Annotated in this window: 25 protein-coding genes; 12 read left to right on the top strand and 13 right to left on the bottom strand. The window is 58.4% G+C overall.

Going from position 1 to position 22653, the window contains the following annotated elements:
• The first annotated feature begins 14 nt into the window (after positions 1-14).
• The gene (locus HBN79_RS21810) at positions 15-1073 is read left to right on the top strand and encodes a linear amide C-N hydrolase (protein WP_169917177.1); all 1059 of its coding nucleotides are present in this window, start codon (positions 15-17) and stop codon (positions 1071-1073) included.
• Between the two features lie 4 nt (positions 1074-1077).
• On the opposite strand, the gene HBN79_RS21805 is transcribed toward HBN79_RS21810, so the two are convergent.
• From HBN79_RS21805 to bamA, 3 genes are all read right to left on the bottom strand, one after another.
• On the bottom strand, positions 1078-1380 hold the full coding sequence (locus tag HBN79_RS21805) for an XRE family transcriptional regulator (protein ID WP_165484571.1): 303 nt from the start codon (positions 1378-1380) through the stop codon (positions 1078-1080).
• The gene (locus HBN79_RS21800) at positions 1373-1732 is read right to left on the bottom strand and encodes a type II toxin-antitoxin system RelE/ParE family toxin (protein WP_095002334.1); all 360 of its coding nucleotides are present in this window, start codon (positions 1730-1732) and stop codon (positions 1373-1375) included. The genes HBN79_RS21805 and HBN79_RS21800 overlap by 8 nt, the downstream gene beginning before the upstream one ends.
• A 93-nt stretch (positions 1733-1825) precedes the next feature.
• A complete protein-coding gene (gene bamA / locus HBN79_RS21795) occupies positions 1826-4192 on the bottom strand; it encodes an outer membrane protein assembly factor BamA (RefSeq protein WP_169917176.1) in 2367 nt (788 codons plus the stop codon).
• 183 nt (positions 4193-4375) lie between these two features.
• On the opposite strand from bamA, the gene HBN79_RS21790 reads away from it, so the two are divergent.
• The 3 genes from HBN79_RS21790 (at position 4376) to HBN79_RS21780 (ending at position 6968) form a co-directional block, all read left to right on the top strand.
• Positions 4376-5059, top strand: a complete 684-nt coding sequence (locus tag HBN79_RS21790; RefSeq protein ID WP_095018818.1) for a response regulator transcription factor — start codon at positions 4376-4378, stop codon at positions 5057-5059.
• Positions 5056-6315 carry an ATP-binding protein gene (locus HBN79_RS21785; RefSeq protein WP_138738885.1) on the top strand — a complete coding sequence of 420 codons (1260 nt, stop codon included), beginning with the start codon at positions 5056-5058 and terminating at the stop codon, positions 6313-6315. Before HBN79_RS21790 ends, HBN79_RS21785 begins: the two co-directional genes overlap by 4 nt.
• A 203-nt stretch (positions 6316-6518) precedes the next feature.
• On the top strand, positions 6519-6968 hold the full coding sequence (locus HBN79_RS21780) for a hypothetical protein (protein WP_095002338.1): 450 nt from the start codon (positions 6519-6521) through the stop codon (positions 6966-6968).
• Here HBN79_RS21780 and HBN79_RS21775 read toward each other — a convergent pair.
• Together HBN79_RS21775 and HBN79_RS21770 are read right to left on the bottom strand one after the other, a co-directional pair.
• Positions 6962-8548, bottom strand: a complete 1587-nt coding sequence (locus tag HBN79_RS21775) for an aldehyde dehydrogenase (NADP(+)) (protein WP_095026976.1) — start codon at positions 8546-8548, stop codon at positions 6962-6964. The genes HBN79_RS21780 and HBN79_RS21775 overlap by 7 nt on opposite strands.
• Positions 8549-8878: 330 nt before the next feature.
• Positions 8879-9490 carry a TetR/AcrR family transcriptional regulator gene (locus HBN79_RS21770; protein ID WP_169917175.1) on the bottom strand — a complete coding sequence of 204 codons (612 nt, stop codon included), beginning with the start codon at positions 9488-9490 and terminating at the stop codon, positions 8879-8881.
• Between the two features lie 117 nt (positions 9491-9607).
• Here HBN79_RS21770 and HBN79_RS21765 point away from each other — a divergent pair, with 117 nt between their 5' ends.
• A complete protein-coding gene (locus tag HBN79_RS21765; RefSeq protein WP_095002341.1) occupies positions 9608-10813 on the top strand; it encodes an MFS transporter in 1206 nt (401 codons plus the stop codon).
• Between the two features lie 59 nt (positions 10814-10872).
• On the opposite strand, the gene pcp is transcribed toward HBN79_RS21765, so the two are convergent.
• From pcp to HBN79_RS21750, 3 genes are read right to left on the bottom strand one after another with little or no spacing between them, the layout of a single operon-like run.
• Positions 10873-11511, bottom strand: a complete 639-nt coding sequence (pcp, locus tag HBN79_RS21760; RefSeq protein ID WP_169917174.1) for a pyroglutamyl-peptidase I — start codon at positions 11509-11511, stop codon at positions 10873-10875.
• A 7-nt stretch (positions 11512-11518) separates the two neighbouring features.
• Complete coding sequence (locus HBN79_RS21755; protein WP_095002343.1) at positions 11519-12469, bottom strand: DUF979 domain-containing protein; 951 nt, start codon at positions 12467-12469, stop codon at positions 11519-11521.
• The gene (locus HBN79_RS21750) at positions 12466-13197 is read right to left on the bottom strand and encodes a DUF969 domain-containing protein (protein WP_095002344.1); all 732 of its coding nucleotides are present in this window, start codon (positions 13195-13197) and stop codon (positions 12466-12468) included. The genes HBN79_RS21755 and HBN79_RS21750 overlap by 4 nt, the downstream gene beginning before the upstream one ends.
• 306 nt (positions 13198-13503) lie before the next feature.
• On the opposite strand from HBN79_RS21750, the gene HBN79_RS21745 reads away from it, so the two are divergent.
• Positions 13504-14424 (top strand): LysR family transcriptional regulator, encoded by a 921-nt coding sequence (locus HBN79_RS21745; protein ID WP_169917173.1) that lies wholly within the window; start codon positions 13504-13506, stop codon positions 14422-14424.
• Positions 14425-14514: 90 nt separating this feature from the next.
• On the opposite strand, the gene HBN79_RS21740 is transcribed toward HBN79_RS21745, so the two are convergent.
• Positions 14515-14790 (bottom strand): hypothetical protein, encoded by a 276-nt coding sequence (locus tag HBN79_RS21740; protein ID WP_169917172.1) that lies wholly within the window; start codon positions 14788-14790, stop codon positions 14515-14517.
• A gap of 44 nt (positions 14791-14834) precedes the next feature.
• Positions 14835-16022, bottom strand: coding sequence for a methionine gamma-lyase (locus tag HBN79_RS21735; RefSeq protein WP_169917171.1), 1188 nt, complete (start codon positions 16020-16022; stop codon positions 14835-14837).
• A gap of 124 nt (positions 16023-16146) precedes the next feature.
• Here HBN79_RS21735 and HBN79_RS21730 point away from each other — a divergent pair, with 124 nt between their 5' ends.
• The 3 genes from HBN79_RS21730 to HBN79_RS21720 all read left to right on the top strand — a co-directional run bounded on the left by HBN79_RS21730 (position 16147) and on the right by HBN79_RS21720 (position 18067).
• On the top strand, positions 16147-16617 hold the full coding sequence (locus tag HBN79_RS21730; RefSeq protein ID WP_095002348.1) for an Lrp/AsnC family transcriptional regulator: 471 nt from the start codon (positions 16147-16149) through the stop codon (positions 16615-16617).
• A 170-nt stretch (positions 16618-16787) separates the two neighbouring features.
• Positions 16788-17468, top strand: a complete 681-nt coding sequence (locus HBN79_RS21725) for a glycoside hydrolase family 19 protein (protein WP_169917170.1) — start codon at positions 16788-16790, stop codon at positions 17466-17468.
• A gap of 65 nt (positions 17469-17533) precedes the next feature.
• Entirely contained in the window at positions 17534-18067 is a 534-nt protein-coding gene (locus HBN79_RS21720; protein WP_095018825.1) for a DUF3087 family protein, read from the top strand.
• 157 nt (positions 18068-18224) lie between these two features.
• Here the strand turns inward: HBN79_RS21720 and ppnN are convergent, their stop codons facing one another.
• A complete protein-coding gene (ppnN, locus tag HBN79_RS21715; RefSeq protein ID WP_169917169.1) occupies positions 18225-19598 on the bottom strand; it encodes a nucleotide 5'-monophosphate nucleosidase PpnN in 1374 nt (457 codons plus the stop codon).
• A 234-nt stretch (positions 19599-19832) separates the two neighbouring features.
• On the opposite strand from ppnN, the gene HBN79_RS21710 reads away from it, so the two are divergent.
• The gene (locus HBN79_RS21710; protein ID WP_095002452.1) at positions 19833-20153 is read left to right on the top strand and encodes a YbjQ family protein; all 321 of its coding nucleotides are present in this window, start codon (positions 19833-19835) and stop codon (positions 20151-20153) included.
• A gap of 46 nt (positions 20154-20199) precedes the next feature.
• Here HBN79_RS21710 and HBN79_RS21705 read toward each other — a convergent pair whose 3' ends face one another.
• The gene (locus tag HBN79_RS21705) at positions 20200-20745 is read right to left on the bottom strand and encodes a DUF1269 domain-containing protein (RefSeq protein WP_016780418.1); all 546 of its coding nucleotides are present in this window, start codon (positions 20743-20745) and stop codon (positions 20200-20202) included.
• Between the two features lie 297 nt (positions 20746-21042).
• Entirely contained in the window at positions 21043-21237 is a 195-nt protein-coding gene (csrA, locus tag HBN79_RS21700) for a carbon storage regulator CsrA (protein WP_016780419.1), read from the bottom strand.
• Between the two features lie 251 nt (positions 21238-21488).
• Between csrA and HBN79_RS21695 the strand changes: the two genes are divergently transcribed.
• Both HBN79_RS21695 and HBN79_RS21690 read left to right on the top strand, forming a co-directional pair.
• A complete protein-coding gene (locus tag HBN79_RS21695) occupies positions 21489-21845 on the top strand; it encodes a hypothetical protein (RefSeq protein WP_095002352.1) in 357 nt (118 codons plus the stop codon).
• A gap of 122 nt (positions 21846-21967) precedes the next feature.
• On the top strand, positions 21968-22588 hold the full coding sequence (locus tag HBN79_RS21690; protein WP_095002353.1) for a TetR/AcrR family transcriptional regulator: 621 nt from the start codon (positions 21968-21970) through the stop codon (positions 22586-22588).
• The last annotated feature ends 65 nt before the right edge of the window (positions 22589-22653 follow it).

The raw sequence follows: 22653 nt of genomic DNA, 5'->3' as shown, positions 1-22653 counted from the left end.
GAGGAGACAAGGGAATGCAACTGCTCAAACACACCCGCAACCTGACGCTGGCCATGGCGGGCTTTATGCTGGCGCTGCCGGTGGCTACTGCCTGTACCCGCCTGGTGTATCTGGGGGACAACGACAGGGTGATTACGGCGCGTTCGATGGACTGGAAAACCGACGTGGCCACCAACCTGTGGATCTTCCCCCAGGGCATGCAGCGCACAGGTGAAGTAGGGCCGGGGTCGCTGAAGTGGACATCAAAGTACGGCAGCGTGATTGCCAGCGGCTATGACATTTCCACCACCGACGGCGTCAACGAAGCGGGGCTGTCGGCTAACCTGCTGTGGCTGGTCGAGTCCGAGTACCCGCCGGTCAATCAGGGTAAACCGGGGCTGAGCATTGCCGCCTGGGCCCAGTATGTACTGGACAATTTCAGCAGCGTTGCCGAAGCGGTGGCGGTGCTCAAGACTGAACCCTTTACCGTGGTTACCGCCAATGTGCCGGGTGAAAGTCGCCTGGCGACCTTGCATCTTTCAATGTCCGATGCATCGGGTGACAGCGCCATCATTGAGTTTATCGATGGCAAGCAGGTGATCCACCATGATCGCAGCTATCAGGTCATGACCAACTCCCCGGCGTTCGATGCCCAACTGGCCATGAACGCCTACTGGCAAGCCATCGGCGGGACGGTAATGCTACCGGGTACCAATCGCTCGGCGGACCGTTTTGCCCGGGCCTCGTTTTACGTCAATGCGGTGCCGAAAAACCAGGACTCGCGCTTGTCGCTGGCCAGTGTATTCAGCGTGATCCGCAACGTTTCAGTGCCGTATGGCATCACCACTCCCGGCGAGCCGAATATTTCCTCGACGCGCTGGCGCTCGGTAATCGACCACAAGCAGGGGCTGTACTTTTTCGAGTCGGCCATTACACCAAACACCTTCTGGGTGGACTTGAACAAGATCGATTTCACCAGGGCTACAGGCGCGGTCAAAAAACTGGATCTGGGCCCGGACCAAAGCACCATTTACTCCGGGGAGGTTTCAAGCCGCCTCAAGGCCACTCCGGCCTTCAAGTTTGAAGGGGCGTAAGGGGTTAACCCTGTTCGGCTGTGTGCTCCGGAACCAGACGAATTTCTACGCGTTGGCCTAATGCCCGTGCGGCGCTGGCCAGGGTGGCCAGGGTCATGCCTGGGTCATTCTGGTCGAGCGCCCGATCCACCGCCGTGCGGCTGGTATGCATGCGGTCGGCCAGGTTTTTTTTGCTGACGTGCTGCTCTTTCATGGCCTGGGTTATCTGCCAGGCAATAACGCGTTTGAGTGCGGCGGCCGAAACCTCTTCTGCAAGGCCTTGTTCCGAGAGAAAGTCGTCAAAGTCGGAGCCGATATGGTTATTCATGCGCTGTACCTCGTAGTTTTGCATGGCGCTGCCTGGCGGTTTGCAGATCCACCGCCGGGGCTTTCTGACTTTTCTTGATAAATCCGTGAAGCAGGATCATCTGTGAGCCGATTACCGTAAAGATTATACGGGCAATGACGCCATCCAGATCAGAGCGAACTTCCCACAGTTTTGGCTCCAGTTTGCGAACAACCGGCATGCCAATCGGCCAGCCAAGTTGCACGGTCTTAATATCGGTGCCAATCAGTCGTCTTTGCTCGCGCCCAAGGCCGATTAACCATTCGCGAACGGGTTCGTTACCGGCTTCGGTGCGAAAAAATGCAACCGTCAGGATGGGAGGGATTCCAGTCATGAACTTGAGTGTACCTAAAATGGTACATCTATCAAGCGCGCCTGATCTCCAGATGACCAGTGGCTCAAGCCCGTGCGATCACCTGTCGTGCTTTTAAAACGTCTGCCCCATGGAGAACTGGAACACCTGTGTTTCTGCATCATCCGGTTTGCGGATGGGCAGCGCGAGGTTGACGCTCAGCGGGCCCATCGGGCTGTACCAGGTCACGCCCACCCCTACGGAACTGGCCATCTGGCTGAGGTCCACGCCGTCACAGCCGGTGGTGGTGCTCAGGTAGCATTTGTCCGAGTACACGCTGCCCACATCCCAGAACAGCGAGGTGCGCAGGGATTTGTTGTCCTTGATAAAGGGCATCGGGAACAGGTACTCGACCCCGCCGGTGATCATGATATTGCCGCCTAGCGCCTCGGTGTCGCGGTCGGAGTAGTACGCCTGCCCGGCGCTGCTATAGGTGCCGGTGGCCGGGGTGTTGCGCGGGCCCAGGGTGCCGCTTTCAAAACCGCGCACCGTGCCTTCACCGCCCGCAGTGTAGTTTTCATAGAATGGCAGGCCATCGGTGGAGCCATAGCCGTTGCCGTAGCCCAGCTTGGTGTGAAAGCGCAGTGAGGTGGATGCACTGACGGGCAGGAAGGTCTGGCCGGTGTAGTCGATCTTGTAGAAGCTCAGGTCGCTGCCGGGCACCGTGACCATCAGGTTAAGGTTTTGCGCATATCCGCGGGTAGCCAGGATGCCCTTGTTCAGGGTCGATTCCGACCAGCCCAGGTTGGCCTTGAAATTGGTAAATTCCTTGCCTTCGCGGTCGATAAAATCATAGATCTCGTCGGCACTGTAGGTGCCGGGCTCGATGCTGTCATGCTGCGCGGTGAGGCCGAAACTGATCCGTGAGGTTTCATTGATCGGGTAGCCCAGGGTGGCACCGGCGCCATAACTGTTGATCGAGTAGTACGACACGCCATCGTCGTAGTAATCGTTGTAGTCGGTCTTGTTGAAGAACGCGTTGTAGCCAAGGCTGACGCCATCCTTGGTGAAGTACGGATCGGTAAAACCGATGTTGTATTTGCTCTGGTACTCGGAGCGGGTCAGGCCCAGGCTGGCGGAGTTGCCCGTGCCCAGAAAGTTGTTCTGGGTGATCGAACCACCAAGAATCAGGCCGGCACTCTGGGCAAAGCCGACGCTGGCAGTGATCGAGCCGGAAGACTGCTCTTCAACGCTGTAATTGACGTCAACCTGATCGTCGACTCCCGCCACCGCCGGGGTCTCGACGTTGACTTCCTTGAAGTAACCCAGGCGCTCAAGCCGCGTTTTGGACTGGTCGATCAGGTAGGTCGAAGCCCAGCCGCCTTCCATCTGGCGCATCTCTCGGCGCAAGACCTGGTCTTCGGTCTTGGTATTGCCGCGAAAGTTGATGCGGTTGGCATAGGCGCGCTTGCCCGGGTCGACCACGAATTCGATATCTACCGTGTTGCCGTCCTTGCTTGGGACCGGCACCGCGTTGACGTTGGCAAAGGTATAGCCTTCGTTGCCCAGGCGGCGGGTGATCAGGTCCGAGGTGGAGGTCATCAGCTTGCGCGAAAATACCTGGCCCTTTTGTACCAGCAGCAAGGCGTGGATCTGATCTTCGGGTACTTTAAGGTCACCGCGCAGCGTAATGTCGCGCACGGTGTATTTGGCGCCTTCGCTGATATTGACGGTGATGAAGACCTGCTTTTTGTCCGGGCTGATCGACACCTGGGTCGACAAGATTTCCATATTGATATAGCCGCGGTCCATGTAGTACGAGCGCAAACGCTCCAGATCGCCGGACAGTTTTTCCCGGGCATACTTGTCATCGTTCTTGAAGAACGACAGCCAGTTGCTGGTCTTGAGGGTGAACTGATCGTCCAGCTCGGCCTGGTCGAAGACGGTATTGCCCACCACATTGATGTGCTTGATCGCGGCCACTTCGCCTTCGTCGATCCTGATCTTGAGGCCGACGCGGTTGCGCGGCTGGGCCACCACCTCGGCGTCCACCGCGGCCGAGTAACGCCCCTGGGCTACGTACTGACGCAGCAGCTCATTGCGTACACCTTCGAGCGTGGCGCGCTGGAACACTTCGCCTTCGGCCAGCCCCGATTGCTTGAGGCCTTTCATCAGGTCATCGGTGGAGATCGCCTTGTTGCCCTCGATGTCGATACTGGCAATGGACGGCCGCTCGACTACGGTGATCACCAGGACGTCGCCGTCGCGGCCCAGCTGGATATCTTGAAAGAATCCGGTCTTGAACAGTGCGCGTGTGGATTCCACCAGTTGCTGGTCATCGACCTGTTCGCCAACGTTCAAGGGCAGGGCACCGAACACGCTGCCGGCGGACACCCGCTGCAGGCCGTTGATGCGGATATCGGCAATCTTGAAGCCCTGGGCGTGGGCCAGTGAGGCATTGAGCAGCAGTGCAACCGAGCAGAGCAGGCGCGCAAAATTCATGTAGATCATTTATCCAGGACACATCGACAAACAGCACAAGCAGGCTGGTGGAGGTCCAGCATAAAAGCTCGGGGCGTATGGTGCGGTTAACCGAGTGTCAAGTTAGGTAAAGGTTGGCTGCAGGCAATGACGCTGCGGGCCGCAAGGACGATAATGGGCAGATCCCCCCTTCAAGAGTTCGCCATGATCCGTGTATTGCTCGTCGACGATGACCAGGAACTGACCGGTTTGCTCAGTGAGTATCTGGAGCGCGAAGGCTTTGAAGCGACTGCGGTGCATACCGGGGAAGAGGGCGAGGTGCAGGCTTTGTCCGGGCAATTCAGCATTGTGGTGCTGGATGTGATGCTGCCGCGACTGTCGGGGATCGAAGTGCTGCGGCGCATTCGCGCGCGCAGTCAGGTGCCGGTGGTGTTGCTCACTGCCCGTGGCGACAACATCGACCGCATCACCGGCCTGGAGCTGGGTGCCGATGACTATGTGCCCAAACCCAGCTCGCCGGGGGAGCTGGTGGCGCGTTTGCGCGCCATCATGCGCCGGGTGCAGCCGGCGGAGCAGGCCACCACCGAGGTGATCAAGACCGGCCCGCTGGTATTGTGGCCCGGCAAGCGCCAGGCGCTGTGGCAGGGGCGGGAGCTGGGGGTAACCAGCACCGAGTTCAGCCTGCTCGAAGAGCTGGCCCGCAGTGCCGGGCAAGTGGTGAGCAAGCAGGACTTGTCGCTCAATGCCCTGGGCTGCCCGTTGACCCGCTATGACCGGCGTATCGACGTCCATATCAGCAGCATCCGCCAGAAGCTCGGCCCGCGGCCTGACGCCAAGGCGTGGATTCAGAGCGTGCGTGGGCTCGGCTATCTGTTGATCGCGGAATGATGAAACCCAGCCGGCTGTTCTGGAAACTGTTCCTGGCCTTCTGGCTGGCTACCAGCCTGACGTTTTTTGTCGGTATCGGCATTATTACCTTGAGTCGCCAGGGCCCTGGCAATCCGCATCTGGATACCATTCTTGAAAGCGAGGAACAGTTGCTGCGCCAATTTGGTGTCGAGGCCGGCAAGCAGTTGCTGCAGGTATGGCACCACCCCGATGACGAGGCCATTGCAGTGTATGACAGTGGCGGCCGACTGCTGGCCGGGCTGCCGATCGTGAATCCGGCGTTTGAGCGCACGGTGATCAGCAAGGAAGGCCTCAGCCTGTCTCTCAGGTCGACGCGAGTACCGGGTAATGGTGGTGGCGGGGAAGGAGGGCCGGGGCTGATGCCATTGCTTATCGGCACCGTGATGAGCGCGCTGTTCAGCAGCTTTATGGCTTTTTATCTGGCCTGGCCGCTGGCTTATTTGCGCCGGGCGATGAGCGATGTGGCCCAAGGGCGATTCGAAACCCGGGTAAAGCCGTTTATGGGCGCGCGACGTGATGAAATTGTCGACCTGGCCGAAGACTGCGACCGTATGGCCAACCAACTCAAGCTGCTGGTTGATGCCCAGCAACACTTGTTGCATGACATCTCCCATGAATTGCGTTCGCCCCTGACACGCATGCAGGCCGCCATCGGGTTGTTGCATCAAAACCCGTCCCGCGCCGATATGGTCGAACGCATCGAGCGCGAATCGCAGCGCATGGACACCCTGATCGAAGCCCTGCTGACCCTGGCCCGGGTGCAGGGGCGGCCCGAGAGCATCGCACGCGAGCCGGTGGACATCATCGAGTTGTTGCACTTGATAGTCGAAGACGCGCAGTTCGAAGCGGGCATCAAGGGTTGTCGGGTGATCCTGGAAGGGTGCCCGTCCTTTGTCAGCCGGGTCAGTGGCGAGTTGTTGTATCGCTGCTTTGAGAACGTGATCCGCAATGCAGTGCGCCATACCCGTGCCGACAGCACGGTGCTGGTAATGGCTGAAGCCAGCCCGGCGGGCCACTGCCTGACAGTACGGATCAGCGATCAGGGTCCGGGTGTTGAAGAATCGCGGTTGCAGCGGATTTTCGACCCGTTTGAGCGGGGTGTCAGTGAGACGGGTAGCGGTTTTGGCCTGGGTCTGGCGATTGCTTCAAGGGCGGTGGAAATGCACGGCGGCAGCATCAAGGCGAGCAACCTGCCGGGAGGCGGCTTGAGCGTGGCAATCACCTTGCCGCTGTAGATACCCTGTTGCAGGTCAAGCCCTATTGTGGGAGCGAGCCTGCTCGCGAACGACCTTCGCGAGCAGGCTCGCTCCCACAGTTGCAGTGTTCCTGTAGATACTACGGGATCGCCGGGGATCTTTACACGAAATTACATTGCCTTGACGGCCCTGTACGCCATGCCCCCGTAGACTTTACCGCTCAATATCGAGCGGAGTTGGGCATGTTTCTGGTGCATAAAAAAGGGTTCGTTGCTGGCAAGAAAATGGTCGATGGCCTGGTGCCTTATGACTTTTTTTGCGAGGACAATCCGGCCATCAATCTGTTTGTGTTTACCGGTGCCGGCGCGTTGGGCAAACCGGTAGAAGAGCAGACGCTATGGGGCTTTACCCGCCTTGAACGCTTTGAAGCGCTGAGCAGTACCCTGGTCGCCAACAAAAAGAACCAGGGCTGGTTTCAAAGCGTCAATGTGCTCACCGGGCCCGCACAGAACGGCACCCAGACAGTGAAGTTCCAGCGGGTGCTGAAGATCATCAAGCATGTCAGCGTCAACAATCGCGTAGCCAGCAAGGCGGGCTACGAGATCCTGACCGAAGAGGGCGACACCTACTTCACCCTCAGGCATGCAGCGGGGCATAGCGCCCAGACCGTGATTTACGCCGCCGATCAGTGACCCAGCGGATTGCGGCTGTGGCTGCCGTTGACCAGACGCTCGATACCCAGCGGGTTGGCGTTTTTCAGCGCATCCGGCAGCAGGCTGTCAGGGTAGTTCTGGTAGCACACCGGGCGCAGGAAACGGTCGATGGCCAGGGTGCCGACCGAGGTGCCACGGGCATCTGACGTCGCCGGGTAAGGCCCGCCATGCACCATCGCGTCACACACCTCGACACCGGTAGGGTAGCCATTGAGCAGCAGGCGCCCGGCCTTGTGCTCCAGCACGGGCACCACCTCGGCGAAGGCTTCAAGGTCGCCAGGTTCAGCAATCAGCGTAGCTGTCAGCTGCCCATGCAGGCTGTGCAGCGCTTGCAGCAACTGCGCCTTGTCCGCGATCTCGACCACCAGGGTGGTTGGCCCGAAGACTTCCTCCTGCAACACCTCGGCACCACCGATCAACAGGCTGGCACTGGCCTGGAACAACTGCGGGCTGGCCTGGTTGCCCTGTTGCGGCGCACCGGCAAGGTGGCGGATGCCATCGACCTGGGCCAGACGCTGGATGCCTTTGCTGTAACTGGCCAGGCCCCCGGCGTTGAGCAGTGTTTGCGCCGGTTGAGCACTGAAGAACTGGCCAAGCGCGGCGACAAAGGCGCTGAATTCGGGGGAGCGGATACCCAGTACCAGACCGGGACTGGTACAGAACTGCCCGGCGCCAAGCATCACCGAACTGCCCAGCTCCTGTGCGATCTGCTCGCCACGCTTGAGCAGTGCCTGGGGTAATACCAGCACCGGGTTGATGCTCGACATCTCGGCAAACACCGGGATTGGCTGGGGTCTGGCGGCGGCCATATCGCACAGGGCACGGCCACCGGACAACGAACCGGTAAAGCCGACGGCCTGAATGGCCGGGTGCTTGACCAGTGCTGCGCCCACACCCGCGCCGAAGATCATATTGAATACACCGGCGGGCATGTCGGTGCGCTCGGCAGCGCGCACTATGGCCAGGGCAACTTGCTCAGCAGTTGCCATATGCCCGCTGTGTGCCTTGAACACCACCGGGCAACCTGCGGCCAGTGCCGAAGCGGTATCACCGCCAGCGGTGGAGAACGCCAGCGGGAAGTTGCTGGCGCCAAACACGGCCACCGGGCCCACGCCGATGCGGCATTGACGCAGATCTGCGCGCGGCAGGGGCTGACGGTCCGGTAGCGCCTGATCGATGCGTGCGCCATAAAAATCGCCGCGCCGCAGTACGTTGGCGAACAGACGCATCTGCCCGCTGGTGCGTCCCCGCTCGCCCTGGATCCGGGCGGCAGGCAGGGCGGTTTCGCGACAGACGATGGCAACAAAGTCGTCACCCAGCGCGTCTATTTCTTCGGCGATAGCTTCCAGAAACTCGGCCCGGCGTGTGGCCGGCAAACTGCGAAAGGCCGGGAAGGCGGTATTGGCCGCGCTGACGGCGGCATCCACTTCGGTTTCGGTGGCCTGCACAAACGCGTATGGCAATGCCTCGCCAGTACTGGCATCCACGCTGTACAGGTGAACGGTGCCGGCGCCGCTGCGCTGACCGCCAATAAAGTTCTGGCCGGTGATGGGGAACATAGGGATTTCCTTTAGGTGGGAAGGCAGAGACGCGCTGTTGCGAGACGAATCATGTCGCCGCTGACGAGCGCAGCGAGGCTGCGGCAAGGCCCGAAGGGCCTTGAACAGGCAGGGGCCGCTAGCAGCCTCGCTGCGCTCGTCAGCGGCTACAGGGGATTGCCACCCAAGTACAGGCAGTGGCAGCGTTTTCGCCGCCTATTGTCGTTATAAGTTGCACCGCAGTTATCCCGATAGCGAGCCATAAGGGCTCTTTCAGGCGACCACTGTAGGTTTTGTCGGGGGCACTGCCCAATGACGAATATTGATTGGCCGATAACCAGCGCTCATCCCTCAGGCGCGCGCGGCATCCCAAGTGCTCATCACCTGGGTGATCGCAGCGTCCAGTACGGCATGGGCTACACCATCCCGGGCCAGGGTGGTCAGGCCCAGCAGAAAACTCTCGAACACCGTGGCCAGCGCTCGCGGATCAGTCTGGGCGGCAAGCTCACCCTCGCGGATGGCGCGCTCGACACAAGCCATAAACCCGGCCCGGTTACGCGCCCTCGCTTCGGCCAGAGGGGCGCTTATCGCCACCGCTTGAGCTGAACTGGCACTCATCAGCCCCAGAGCGACCAGACAACCCGGTGGGTGACCCGGCTCACATTGCATTTTGGCGGAGCTGCGCAACGTTCGCTCGATCGCTTCGCGTGGGGGCAGGTGAGTGTCGAACAGGCTTTCGGTGACCCTGCCGTGGCTGTTCAGGTAGCGCGTCATGACCTCTTTGAACAGCGCCTCCTTGGAGCCGAAAGCTGCGTAAAAGCTGGGCGCGGAAATGCCTGAGCCCATATTGGCCTTGAGCTGGCTCAGCGATGTCGAGTCATAACCGTGCTCCCAGAACAGGTGCATGGCCTGGGTGATTGCCGCGTCCCGATCAAATGTGCGCGGGCGTCCCATCTGTGCCATTTGAGTCTCCTTCGTAGCGAGATATAAATACTAGTCGATACAAAAGTCATTGACCAATATTTCCCGTCGCCCTACATTTGTACCTATCGATACATAACTAGCAGGAGCAGGGCATCCATGGGCAAAGAGCAAAACACCACTGAGCGATTACCCATGGGCGCGCTGCTGGCGCTGGCCATGACCGGTTTTATTTGCATTGTTACCGAGACCTTACCCGCAGGCCTGTTGCCGCAAATCAGCAGCGGCCTGCAAGTGTCATCGGCGCTGGCGGGGCAGATGGTTACGGTCTACGCGCTGGGCTCTCTGCTGGCGGCGATCCCGTTGACCATCGCGACCCAGGGCTGGCGGCGTCGCAACGTACTGCTGCTGACGATTGTCGGGTTTCTGCTGTTCAATTCGATTACCGCGTGGTCGTCTCAGTATGGCGTGACCCTGATTGCACGTTTTTTTGCCGGCGCATCAGCCGGGTTGGCCTGGAGCCTGTTGGCAGGTTATGCGCGGCGCATGGTTGCCCCGCAGTTGCAGGGCCGGGCCATGGCGGTGGCGATGGTGGGCACGCCGATTGCCCTGTCACTGGGTGTGCCATTGGGCACCTGGCTGGGTGCGCTGGTAGGGTGGCGTACGGCATTTGGCCTGATGTCGGCCTTGACCCTGGTGCTGATGGCCTGGGTAGTGCTCAAGGTGCCTGATTACCCAGGGCAGTCTGCTTCGCAACGTATCGGCTTGCGACAGGTGCTGCTGACACCGGGAGTGCGCTCCGTGCTTGCCGTGGTACTGACCTGGATGCTGGCGCACAACATGCTCTACACCTATATCGCGCCTTTCGTGGCATCGGCGGGCCTTGCCGATAAGGTCGATATTGTGTTGCTGGTCTTCGGATTGGCGGCGCTGCTGGGAATCTGGCTGACCGGGCGACTGGTAGACCGGCATCTGCGCAAGGCAGTCATGGCTTGCCTGGCGACATTTGCTGCGATTTCGCTGCTGTTCGGTTTCTTCTCGCAGTCGGTGGCTGTCGTATATGCAGGGATTTTTGTTTGGGGGTTGTCCTTTGGCGGTGCCGCCACTCTGCTGCAAACCGCTCTGGCCGATGCGGCAGGCGAGGGCGCCGATGTTGCGTTGTCGATGAACGTGGTGGTGTGGAACAGCGCTATTGCCGCGGGGGCATTGACCGGTGGCATATTGCTCGATCAATTCGGGGTGAACGTCTTCCCCTGGGTGTTGCTGGTGTTGTTGCTGGTCGGGCTGGGGATCGTGTTCAGTGCCCGTGCCCATGGTTTCCCGCAAGGGCACCGGCAGGCGGGGGCGGCGGTTGTCGGTCATTAGGCCGATAGCCGTGTTGGTCAGGCAGCGACTACCAATCGTGCCCGGTTTCCAACGCGTTATCAGCTGACCTGGCCACCACCTTCAAGTACATCATCTTCGGTATTCAGGGCGGTGATTACGGCGATGCGCAACCCTTCCACCTGGGTGGCCAGTGCCATGGACGGGCCACCAGCCACCACCGCCTGTTGCGGCAGAGGCGGGACGTGGATAAAACCACCGCGTACGCCGGTCCCGTCCAATGCATGCTGTAGGCAATAGAACACCTGATTGCAGACAAAGGTGCCCGCCGTATGGGAAACCGACGCGGGAATCCCGCTGGCCCGGATCGCCCGCACCATTGCCTTGAGCGGCAAGGTACTGAAATACGCCGCTGGCCCTTGCGCCACCACGGGTGTATCGATCGGCTGATAGCCAAGGTTGTCAGGGATGCGGGCGTCGTTGATATTGATCGCTACCCGCTCGATGCAGATGTCCGTGCGACCGGGGCCAAGCCCGACGGCGATCACCAGCGTCGGGGTGAACTCCTGCAGAAGTTGGCTCAGTCGCTCGGGCGCTCCGGCGAACGTACAGGGCAACTGACGGGCGATGATCTGCATATCGCCCTGCAAGGTGCCGTCCAGAAGGCGTACGGCCTCCCAGGACGGGTTGACGGTGTCTTGGTCGAACGGTTCGAAACCGGTCAGCAGTACAGTGCGCATGCTGTTCTCACATCAGTACGTAAAGAAGCACGATATTGACCACCAGCATCATCAGAGCGGTGGGCATTTGAGCCTTGATCACGGCGTATTTGTCCGGCAGCTCCAGCAGGGCCACGGGCACGATATTGAAGTTGGCTGCCATTGGCGTCATCAGCGTGCCGCAGTAGCCGGAAAACATGCCGATTGCCGCCATGACAGCCGGGTTGGCATCGTAGATGCCGACCAGTACCGGCACGCCGACCCCGCCGGTCATGACCGGGAATGCAGCAAAACCGTTGCCCATGATGACCGTGAACAGCGCCATGCCCAGCACGTAGACCATCACCGCTACCAGGCGATAGTCCATGTTGATATAGGCGGTGGTGACATGAGCAACGGCGGTACCGACCCCGGCGTCATTGAACAGCAGGCCAAGCATGGCCAGCATTTGCGGCAGCACCATGGTCCAGCCCAGGGCTTCGGTCAGGCGGCGCGATTCACGCAGGCCTTGCAGCGGCGTATCACGGGTCAGGATGCAGGCCAGAACCAGGGCCACCATGCAGCCGATGCCCAGGGACACGAACGTGGTGTTTTTCGGGTCAAGCAGCGGTACGCCACCGATCTGGGTGTTTTTCAGCAGGATCGAACCGATCACGGTCACCAGCGGAATCGACAGGGCCGGGATAAACAGCTTGTGCCCCAGACGGCCAGCACTGGCCCGTGCAGCCTTGACATGCAACTCGGCGTGGGTGCCTCGGCCAACACCGCCAATGCCGGCAATGCCGGCCATGACCAGCACGCCAATACCTACCACGAACGGCGAAAGGCGATCGCCAATCAGGAACACCATGGCGAACAACGCCCAGAACAGGCCACTAGTCCAGCGTTTGGGGTGGGTGCGGTCTGTCAGGATCATGCCGGCGGTGATCAGCAGCAGCACTCCGGCCAGCCAGTAGAAGTACTCAATAGAAATAATCATCGTGCCAGCTCCTGAGCTGCGTCAACTTCTTCCCGGGCAACTTCGGCCATGCTGCGCTCCAGCATCAGGTCAAAGCGATACAGGCGCAGGGCATGCACGATAAAGGCGCAAATCGCCGTCGGAATTCCCCAGAAAGCGATGTGCAGCGGCTCGACATCAAGCCCCGAACCCAGCAGGAAGGTGTGCATCAGTGCGATTGCGCCGAAGGCCACAAACACGTCTTCACCAAAAAACAAGCCGATGTTGTCGGTGGCGGCACACATGGCCAGGACTTTCTGCCGCACAGGAGCAGGCAGCTTGCCGTACTTGTTCTCGGCTGCGCCCTCGGCCATCGGGGCCAGCAGCGGGCGGACCATTTGCGGATGCCCGCCCAGACTGGTCAGGCCTACAGCAGCGGTGGTCTCACGCACGAACAGGTACATAATCAGCAACCGGCCGACCGTTGCGCGCTGGAAGCTGGCGATCCAGTTTTGCGCGTGCAGACGCAGGCCGTGACGCTCCAGCAAGCCGATCACGGCCAGGGGCAGCAGCAGAATCAATTGCAGGGCGCGGGTTTGCAGGAAGCCTTCACCCATTTCACTGATGATTTTTTCCAGCGGGAAGTTGGCAGCAAGGCCGGTGACGATAGCCGCCGCGCTGACCACCAACAGTGGGTTAAAGCGCAGCACAAAGCCGATGATGATGACGAACACGCCAATCAAGGGCCAAAGGTTTACGACGGTTTGCATGAGGGGGCAATCCCTTTAGCTGATTGCCGCAGCACCAGGGCAGGCTGGTGAGGGCAAGTCGAAAGCGGTCAGGCACACTTTCGAAAAATCGGTACGCTGCCGGACTCAGCGTGTTTTTTTATTGTTGAGACCCTATGGGCCTCATTGCCCGATATGGTTGGTGGCTTTGGGTTGTGCGTCCAGTCAATAAAAGTTGTCACCCCCGAACAGAAAAGTTTTATCAATCACCGACTTAAGCCGACTGGCCTGTCCCTGCAGCAAGGGTTTACAGTGCTGCCCTGGTTTTGATTGGGTGGGGCGTCCTGTATGAATATGCGATTTCTTCTGACATTCGTCTGGGTAGCGCGCCTTGGCAGTTTTCGGCTGACCGCCGAAAAGTTATCCAGTACCCAGGCAGCCATTTCGAGCCGTATTTCAGTCCTCGAAACCGAGCTTGGCGTGCAGTTGTTCCAGCGCGATTCCCGTGGTGTCAACCTCACCCGTGAAGGCCATCAGGTGCTGGGTTACGCCGAAGAAATGCTGGCCACCCAGCAACGCCTTCTGCAATCGCTGGGGCAGGCGCACAGGTTTGCCGGGCGCCTGCGCATCGGCGTGATGGACACGGTTATCCATAGCTGGCTGAGCGATCTGATCAGTGCGCTGAGCCGCGACTACCCCCAGGTAGAGGTTGAACTGACCGCCGATACGGCGCTGAACCTTAATGAACAATTGCTTAAAGGTCAGCTGGACCTGATTTTTCAGACGGATTTATTGCGTGCCGACGGCGTGCGCAATGTACAACTGGCCAGTTACCCGTTGAGTTGGATTGTGGCCAGGGACGCAGCTCTGAACCGCAGCTACCGTGACCTGGCGGATCTTTGCGAGGAGCGCTTGCTGACCTTTTCACGCTTGTCGCGGCCGCATCAGGACATGCTCAATTTTCTGCATCAGCACGATATTGCCGCGCCACGCATCAGCTGCATCAACTCGGTGGCGGCGATTATCAAACTGGTGGCGGACGGCTTTGGCATCGGTGCCCTGCCGCCGGTACTGGTCAGTCGCGAATTGCAGAGCGGGGCCATGATTGCGTTGCCGATCGAGACTGCACCGGGCTTTGCGGTATACGCCAGTTGGCGCACGGGGGCGGGGCTGGAGCTGAATGAGGCGGTGGTCAACCTGAGTCAGGCGGTTGTTGCCGAGTACCAACACAGCGTTGAGCCTGGGCATTTTGTGCTGCCGGGCATCTGATCCGTATTTTTTCGCGTTATCTGCACCTGTTATGTGTGCAGTTTGCGGCGCAAAATTTCCTCCAACCTTCCGAGACAGACGAGGACGCGACTACACAGCAGTACCTGTGTGTGGTCGGCAGCTGTTCTGCGCCTGTTTTATGACGAACGACTGACGGGGAAACATCATGAACAAGATGGCTTGGTTTTTGGGCGGTTTTTTGGTGCTGACCATCGGCATCGGTATTTTGGCGACAATTCCGCCGGGTTGATAAATGCATGATGTGATGTAGCCGCTGATGAGCGGAGCGAGGCTGCGACCGCTCGCGAAGCGATCGTAAGACCTGGGCACGCGGTTGATCAGAAGCATCGCATGCACTGACTTCACGACGGCTCCGCCGCCGATCGTAGCCTCGCTCCGCTCATCAGCGGCTACAACGCCTGATTGATATCCGCCAGCAAATCGGCGACATCCTCCAGCCCCACCGCCAGGCGCACCAATCCCTCACTTATTCCGTGTCGTGCCCGTTCCTCCAGGGTGTAGGTGGAGTGGGTCATGCTCGCGGGATGCTGCGCCAGTGACTCGGCCCCCCCCAGGCTGACCGCACGGCTGAACAATTGCAGGGCATTCATAAAACGCTGTCCTGCAGCCATGCCGCCCTTGAGCTCAAAGGCAATCATGCCCCCCGGCAGTTTCATCTGCCGGGACGCCAGCTCGTATTGCGGGAAAGAGGGCAGGCCGGGGTAGGCCACCCATTCCACGGCAGGGTGATCCTGCAACATATGCGCAATGACCTGGGCGCTGCTGCAATGGCGATCCATGCGCAGGGCCAGGGTCTTGATACCGCGCATCAGCAAATGCGCATCATGGGGCGACAAGACTGCCCCGGTCAGGTCCTTCAAGCCTTGCAGACGGATCCGGTCAGCCAGGAGCTGGCTGGTGACCACCATGCCAGCGGTGATATCACTGTGCCCGCTCAGGTACTTGGTGGCCGAATGCACCACCACGTCGGCGCCCAGTTCCAGTGGACGCTGCAGATAGGGCGTGCAGTAGGTGTTGTCGATCACCACGAGCAGGTTGTCATGTGTGTGGGCAATCCGCGCTACGGCAGGGATGTCCACCAGTTGCATATTCGGATTGGCCGGCGTCTCGAAGTAGATCATGCGGGTTGCAGGGCTGATCGCGGCTTGCAGTTCGGCCGGGTTGGCCATGTCCACATGTTTGACTACCACCCCGAATTCACCGATGCCGTGGTGCAGCAGGGCAAAGGTGCAGCCATACAAGGTGCGGTTGACGATGATTTCATCGCCGGGCCGCAGCAGGGTCCAGAATGTTGCGGCGATCGCGCCCATGCCGGAACTGAACGCCACACCCGCTTCGCCGTTTTCCAGCGCCGCCATGCGTGCTTCCAGCAGGGCCAGGGTGGGGTTGGAAATGCGGGTGTAAAAATGCCCGTGCTCTTCACCGGAAAAACAGCCTGCGCCGTATTCGGCCGTGGCAAAGGCAAAGGTTGAGGTCATATAAACAGGGGGGATAACCGCGCCGTTGTGTTCCAGCGGGTTATAACCGTAGTGGATGGCGCGAGTAGAAAAGCCGAAGTTGTTGTTCTTATCGTTCATGGTGAACTCTCCGATATTTCCTACAATGCTATGCTTTAAATGAACGTGGAAAATTCCAAATTTACCTGTAAATACACCACTTACCAGAACAAAAAACCGCCACGCTGACCGCTAGGGGCAAAACATGCCAAACGCTCTGGACAGAACCGATAAAGCCTTGCTTTGCGCACTGCAGGGCAATGCGCGACTTACCGTTGCAGAGTTGGCCGAGAGTGTCTCACTGACCACCTCGCCGTGTTGGCGACGGGTCAAAATGCTGGAAGAGAGCGGGATCATTACGGGCTATCAGGCGGTTCTTTCGCCAAAGGAACTGGGATACGGGGTCACGGCGTTTGTCAGCATCATGATGGCCTCTCACTCGCAAGAACTGGCCAGAAGCTTTGAACAACGGTTATTGGAAATTCCCGAAATCGTCGCGTGTCACAACGTGTCGGGTCGTTACGACTTTTTATTGGAAGTCGTGGCCAGGGATCTCGAATCCTTTGGCGAATTTGCCCGTGAAGTCCTGCAGACATTGCCCGCGGTCAAAGAGATTTACTCGAGTTTTTCGTATAAGTCGGTCAAGCCAAGGCGAGAGGTGCCTGTTGAAGGTTGAGTGCATCAAGGGTGCATTCAAGTCGTATCTGTAAAATAACTTTTCGATGAGTTGTAAGTGTTTTCTTTGAGTAGAGTAGTTCTGGCCTGATTACTCTTTTGGTGACGGCAGGTGCGTGGCTTTAGTGCTTGGCTTTTACTTTTAATTACATTGATTAAGAGTAAATCCCCATGTTGAGCCGCGAAGTAATGCTCCAGCTGTTCCCCAAAAGTACGGCCTGCGTCGATCTGTATTTGCCCCTTGTGCAGGCCGTTAGCCGTCAAGTGTTGATCAATACCCCCCGACGCCTTGCTGCATTTCTAGCTCAGGTAGGCCATGAAAGTGCAGGGTTCACGGTACTTGTCGAAAACCTTAATTACAGTGCAGGTGGCCTCGCGGCCACCTGGGGCTCCCGCTTTGCGCAGAAGGATGGCGAAGGTCAATACATTACCGTAACGGACGGCAATCGCTCCCGGCGCGTACCCAATACTGACGCGCTTATGCTTCAGCGCCGGCCGCAGGCGATTGCAAACCGGGTCTACAGCAACCGCCTGGGCAATGGCTCAGAGGCGTCGGGGGAAGGCTGGTTATATCGGGGCAGGGGATTGATTCAAGTCACCGGTAAAACCAACTACTGCCAGTGCAGCCAGGGGTTGTACGGGGATGAGCGCTTGCTCACCAGCCCGCAACTGCTGCAAGAGTGGCAATGGGCAGTAGCGTCGGCGGGCTGGTACTGGAACTCGCGCAGTATAAATACCCTGGCAGACGGGGAGGATTTTGAACGCGTAACAAGAGCTATCAATGGTGGTCTCAATGGTCACGCCCAGCGTGCGGCGCTATACCGCAAGGCACTGGTTTTATTGCACGCCTGAGCGGTTCAATCAGGCCATAATGCCCGCGCAGTTTGTTCGCAGCCATCAGGAGCCATAGATCAGTGATGTTCGAGATAAAGCCGATTAACCCCGAGACATATCGTCAGCAAACTCGCCGCAGTACGCTGTATATCGCGTTGACGTTTGTCTTGCTAGCGCTGCTGTTGTCAGGTGTGCTGGTCATGGTTTTGGGTGTCGCCGGTGGCGACAATTTTCGCCTGAATCTGGCCGGGGTCATTGTTGCCCTGATCACGACCTTCCTGCTGGTGCGCTACCTGTTCTGGTCTCAACCCTGGATGGCGCCCGCAGTCTACGGCTGGCAACTCAAGCGTAGCCTGATGAAGGTCACCAATGTCATGCATCACGTAACGGCGGGAGTCATGGCGGGGGATGTGGCGGCGATGAAGCTGCTGCGCTTCTATCATCTGGGCGTGACCCAGATGTACCAGCTGGACGCCAATTCCAGCGCGTTAAGCCAAATGGTTCGCGAGATCGATTTGCACAAGGCACGTCTTGAAGCACTGGGCATCGACACCGGGCAGACCCGGCTCGATCCGCAGTGGATTGATGCGGTGAAAAAGTTTGCGCCGCTGAAGTAATGCTGCTCACCAGATCTGCGCTGTTTGAGTGGGAGCGAGCCTGCTCGCGAAGTTCGTAAACGACAGGCTTTCTTTACGCGATTATGGCGATGATCGGGAGGTCTTCGCGAGCAGGCTCGCTCCCACCGTTGGGGCACGCGAGCCTTATGGGTGGGGTTCAGCTTACGACGCGATAGCACGGCTCATAGGCCGCACCGCCTGGCAGTTTCATACGATGCTGCTCAACAAATGCCTGCAGCAGTTTGTCCAGAGGTTTCATCACGGCAGCGTCACCGTGGATCTCGTAAGGCCCGTATTGCTCGATCAGATGGATGCCTTTCTCTTTTACGTTACCCGACACAATCCCGGAGAAGGCCTGACGCAGGTTGATGGCCAATTCATGTGCTGGCATGTCGCTGCGCAGTTTCAGGCTGGCCATGTTGGCGTGGGTCGGGTCGAACGGGCGCTGAAAGCCTTCGTCGATTTTCAGTAACCAGTTGAAGTGGAAAGCGTCGTTGCGCTCGCGGCGGAATTGTTTAACCGCCTTGAGCCCGGCGGTCATATGACGGGCCACTTCGGCCGGGTTGTCGATGATGATCTGATACTGCTGTTGCGCTTCTTTACCCAGGGTAGCGCCGACAAACTCATGCAGTTGCTTCAGATAGGGTTCGGCTTCCTTGGGGCCGGTCAGGACAACCGGGAACGGCACATCTTTGTTCTCCGGGTGCATCAGAATGCCCAGCAGGTACAGGAATTCTTCTGCCGTGCCAGCACCGCCCGGGAAGATAATCACCCCGTGACCGACCCGCACAAAGGCCTCAAGACGCTTTTCGATATCCGGCAGAATGACCAGTTCATTGACGATGGGATTCGGCGCTTCGGCAGCAATGATGCCCGGCTCGGTCAGGCCCAGATAGCGGCCACCGGTCAGACGTTGTTTGGCGTGGGAAATGGTCGCGCCCTTCATTGGCCCTTTCATCACACCGGGACCGCAGCCGGTACAGATATCCAGGCTGCGCAGGCCCAGTTCGTGGCCGACCTTTTTGGTGTATTTGTACTCTTCGGTATTGATGGAGTGGCCACCCCAGCACACCACGATTTTCGGTTCGACGCCCGGGCGCAACGTGCGGGCATTGCGCAGCAAGTGGAACACGTAGTCGGTGATGCCCGCCGAGCTGCTCAGGTCAATGCGTGGGCTGTCCAGGCCGCTCTGGGTGTAGACGATGTCGCGCAGGGCGCTGAAGAGCATTTCACGGGTACTGGCGATCATTTCGCCATCGACAAATGCATCGGCAGGGGCGTTGAGCAGTTCAAGCCGCACGCCGCGGTCTTGCTGGTGAATCCGCACCTCGAAGTCCTGATAGGCCTCAAGGATGGTCTTGGCGTTATCGACGTGAGCGCCGGTGTTGAGGATAGCCAGTACGCACTGGCGGAAAAGCGTGTAGCTGGTGCCTGAGCCAACCTCGCTCAGCTGTTGTACTTCACGTTGGGAAAGTGTTTCCAGGCTGCCTTTCGGGCTGACCGAGGCGTTGATGACTTGTCTTTGGACCATTGCGAGCTTCCTTGAGCGGGGTCGAAAAATTGCTTGGCGCAGCTTTTGAATTCATGTCATCAGTGCGAGCGAGGCGTCCCGACTCTTGCGTCTTTGGATTGCATTTCTGTAAGCATAGTAGCCTTGGTCCTGTAATTAAAAGAGCCGCAGTTAACTCCAGTTACAGTACCAGCAGTGAGCACGGCAGCGATAAGGTAACCTCGCAAGTTACTGAAACAGAAAATGGACTGGCAGATGATCATCACCACCACACACAGCATTGACGGCAGAAAAGCCACTGAATACCTGGGGATTGTCAGTGCCGAATCGGTTCACGGCATCAATGTGGTACGAGACTTTTTTACCGGAGTACGCGACTTTTTTGGTGGACGCTCTCAGACGCTGGAGCGAGCACTGAAAGAAGCGCGAGCAGAGGTCACGGACGAAATTCGTGACAGGGCCAAAGCCATGGGAGCGGATGCGATTATGGGGCTGGGGTTTGAAATCAGCATGCCGTCAGGGCGTGGCGGCATGCTGGTGGTGTTTGCCACGGGCACGGCTGTGCGCTTGAACTGAGGCACCAGGATTCGACCGCACAGGGCGGTCGAATGGGCTTTACGAATTAAACCGTTTTCGCCAAAGGTACGCCTGCAGTGGTTTTGGACAGCGCGTCCTGCAGTTTTTGCTCTTGTTCCGGGGACAGGGAGGTACGCAGGACCTTGCCCTTGAAGTCCGAGTCTTCCAGTTCTTTCAGCACTTTTTCCGGCTGGAATTTGCGCAGCAGAACGAACAGGGCCGAGGAATCATTCGGAATGGTCTCGCTCAATGACTTGATGAAATCATCATCGATCCCGTAATCGCTCAATGAGCCCGACAAAGCGCCGGTACCGGCACCCAGTGCGCCGCCGATGGCAAAGCCTGCCAGCGGGTTGAGAAACAGCAGCCCGACCAGTGCGCCCCACAGGCCGCCGGTGACCAGGCCTGAAGTAGCCCCGATCGCTGTCAGGTTAACGCTTTGCTTGATATGGATCTTGCCTTCGGCATTACGCACCACAATCACCGCATCTTCCAGCTCGACCAGATGCTCCTTGCTCAGCGAAACCATCTTGGTGAGGGCACGATCTGCTTTTTCGGTGTCTGAAAATCCCACTACGATTAAATCGGACATGTCTTTCATTCCTTGACGGTACAGGTCCAGCCCGGCGAAGGGCTGAAGGGTGGAGGGGTTTCTCAAGGCGGCACAATGCAAACACCCTGGCGCGCAGTGGTTCAGCTTTCTGGAGCCTGCTGCGAGGAATGAGCGTGGTCGCTAACCTTGAAACGGTCAAGTCGACGAGACATATCTCTTGATAAAGAGAGGGGTGCGGCAAGGGGATAATGCCGTGGCAGGTGCAGTGTGCAAATGATTTGAGGAGGGCTGGCTGAGCAGCCCTGACCTCAAGCCTTGGGCTGATACCTCACAGGCTTATGGCTGTTCGTTCTTTTCAGGTGCATTCAGGCCGGCCTGGATACGTTGGTAAATTTCTTCACGGTGAACGGCTACATCCTTCGGCGCATTGATGCCGATTCTGACCTGTTGTCCGCTGACACCTAAAATAGTGATCGTAATATCGTCACCGATGTTTATGCTTTCACCAACTTTGCGGGTGAGTATCAGCATTTTTTTCTCCTTGATGGCTTTGTAAGGCACGTCTCTGAGACGGTGCGGCTTCGGTCATGACTACAGAATACTGCTAAGTACGTATTATTGCGCCGCTCATTACAGACGACATGGCCAGAGGTTTAATTCCCTTTACGGGGAAAATTCTCGCGCATAAGCCTTAAATTGGGGCACTTTGGATTTGTTCAAGGAGAGCAAGGCCGCTGCCCCAGTGATAAAATCTACCCATTCAAACAGACAGGGGAAACGCAGTGCGTATAGTCATCGTGATGACAGCAATATTGGCCTTGACGGCTTGCGGTCAGGAGTCTAACGATAAAATCCAGCGGGCTAAAGCAGCTTCTGAAGCAACGATGGCCCAGGCCCCTGTTGCTCACTGGGCTTTGGAGATCACTGAAGGCCAGAGAGCGACCATTCCGGACACGACCGGCAGGCTTCTTGACAACGGTTTTACTCCTTACATTTACGAGAGTGGCGGGGTTCAGCACTTCCTGATCGGACCATTCACCACCCAGGCTCAAGCGCTTGAGGCCCAGCAAAAGATGAAACTCAAGCCCAAGCTGGACGGTATTGAAACCAACGTGATCGAACTGCCCGCCGCGAAATAGTCTGATACAGCGTCGGGTACCCGCCTGAGCTTAGCTGCCGCTGGCGTTATTCGACGCTTTGTGCAGGAAATATTTGTTCACTCGGCGCACATCAGAGCAACACGACGGCAAGGGCCATCGCCATGAGCAATCACAAGATCGAAATTCGACGCAGCAATGTCGAAAAAATCCTTCTGGGGGCTGAAAAGGTTTTTGCCGAAAAAGGCTTTGCCGGTACGGCGATGGCGGACATTGCGGCGCAAGTCCAGTTGCCACGTTCCAACCTGCATTACTACTTCAGCACCAAGACGGATCTTTACAGCGCGGTATTGCTGGGGTTGCTGGAAGTGTGGAAACAGGATGCGCTGTGTTTCGAGACCTACGACGATCCTCGTCTGGTATTGAGCAGTTACATTCGTGCCAAAATGCACCACTCACGTACCCGGCCCCATGGCTCCAAAGTCTGGGCCAATGAAATGATCCATGGCGCCCCGACCCTGGGTCTTGCGCTTGATGCCAGTTTGTATGACTGGGCCAAGATCAAGGAGGCGAAAATTCGCCAATGGGTGCAAGACAAGCGAATCCTGCCTGTTGAGCCGTCCAGCCTGCTGTATATGATCTGGGCATCAACTCAGCATTACGCTGACTTTGACCATCAAGTGATGATCATCAACGATCACCAGCCGTTGTCCGATATCCAGTTTGAACGTGCGGTGCAGACCGTCACCAGCGTGATCCTGCGCGGGATCGGGCTGGAGCCGTAAGCAACCCTGCTTATCGATCGTGTGGGAGCGGGCTTGCTCGCGATGGCATCACCCCGGTGTACCTG

The sequence above is a fragment of the Pseudomonas sp. WS 5051 genome (genome assembly GCF_012985715.1).
Taxonomy (GTDB): domain Bacteria; phylum Pseudomonadota; class Gammaproteobacteria; order Pseudomonadales; family Pseudomonadaceae; genus Aquipseudomonas; species Aquipseudomonas bubulae.
Note: the sequence above shows the minus strand (reverse complement) of the source record. Positions and strands in the feature narration are given on the sequence as shown.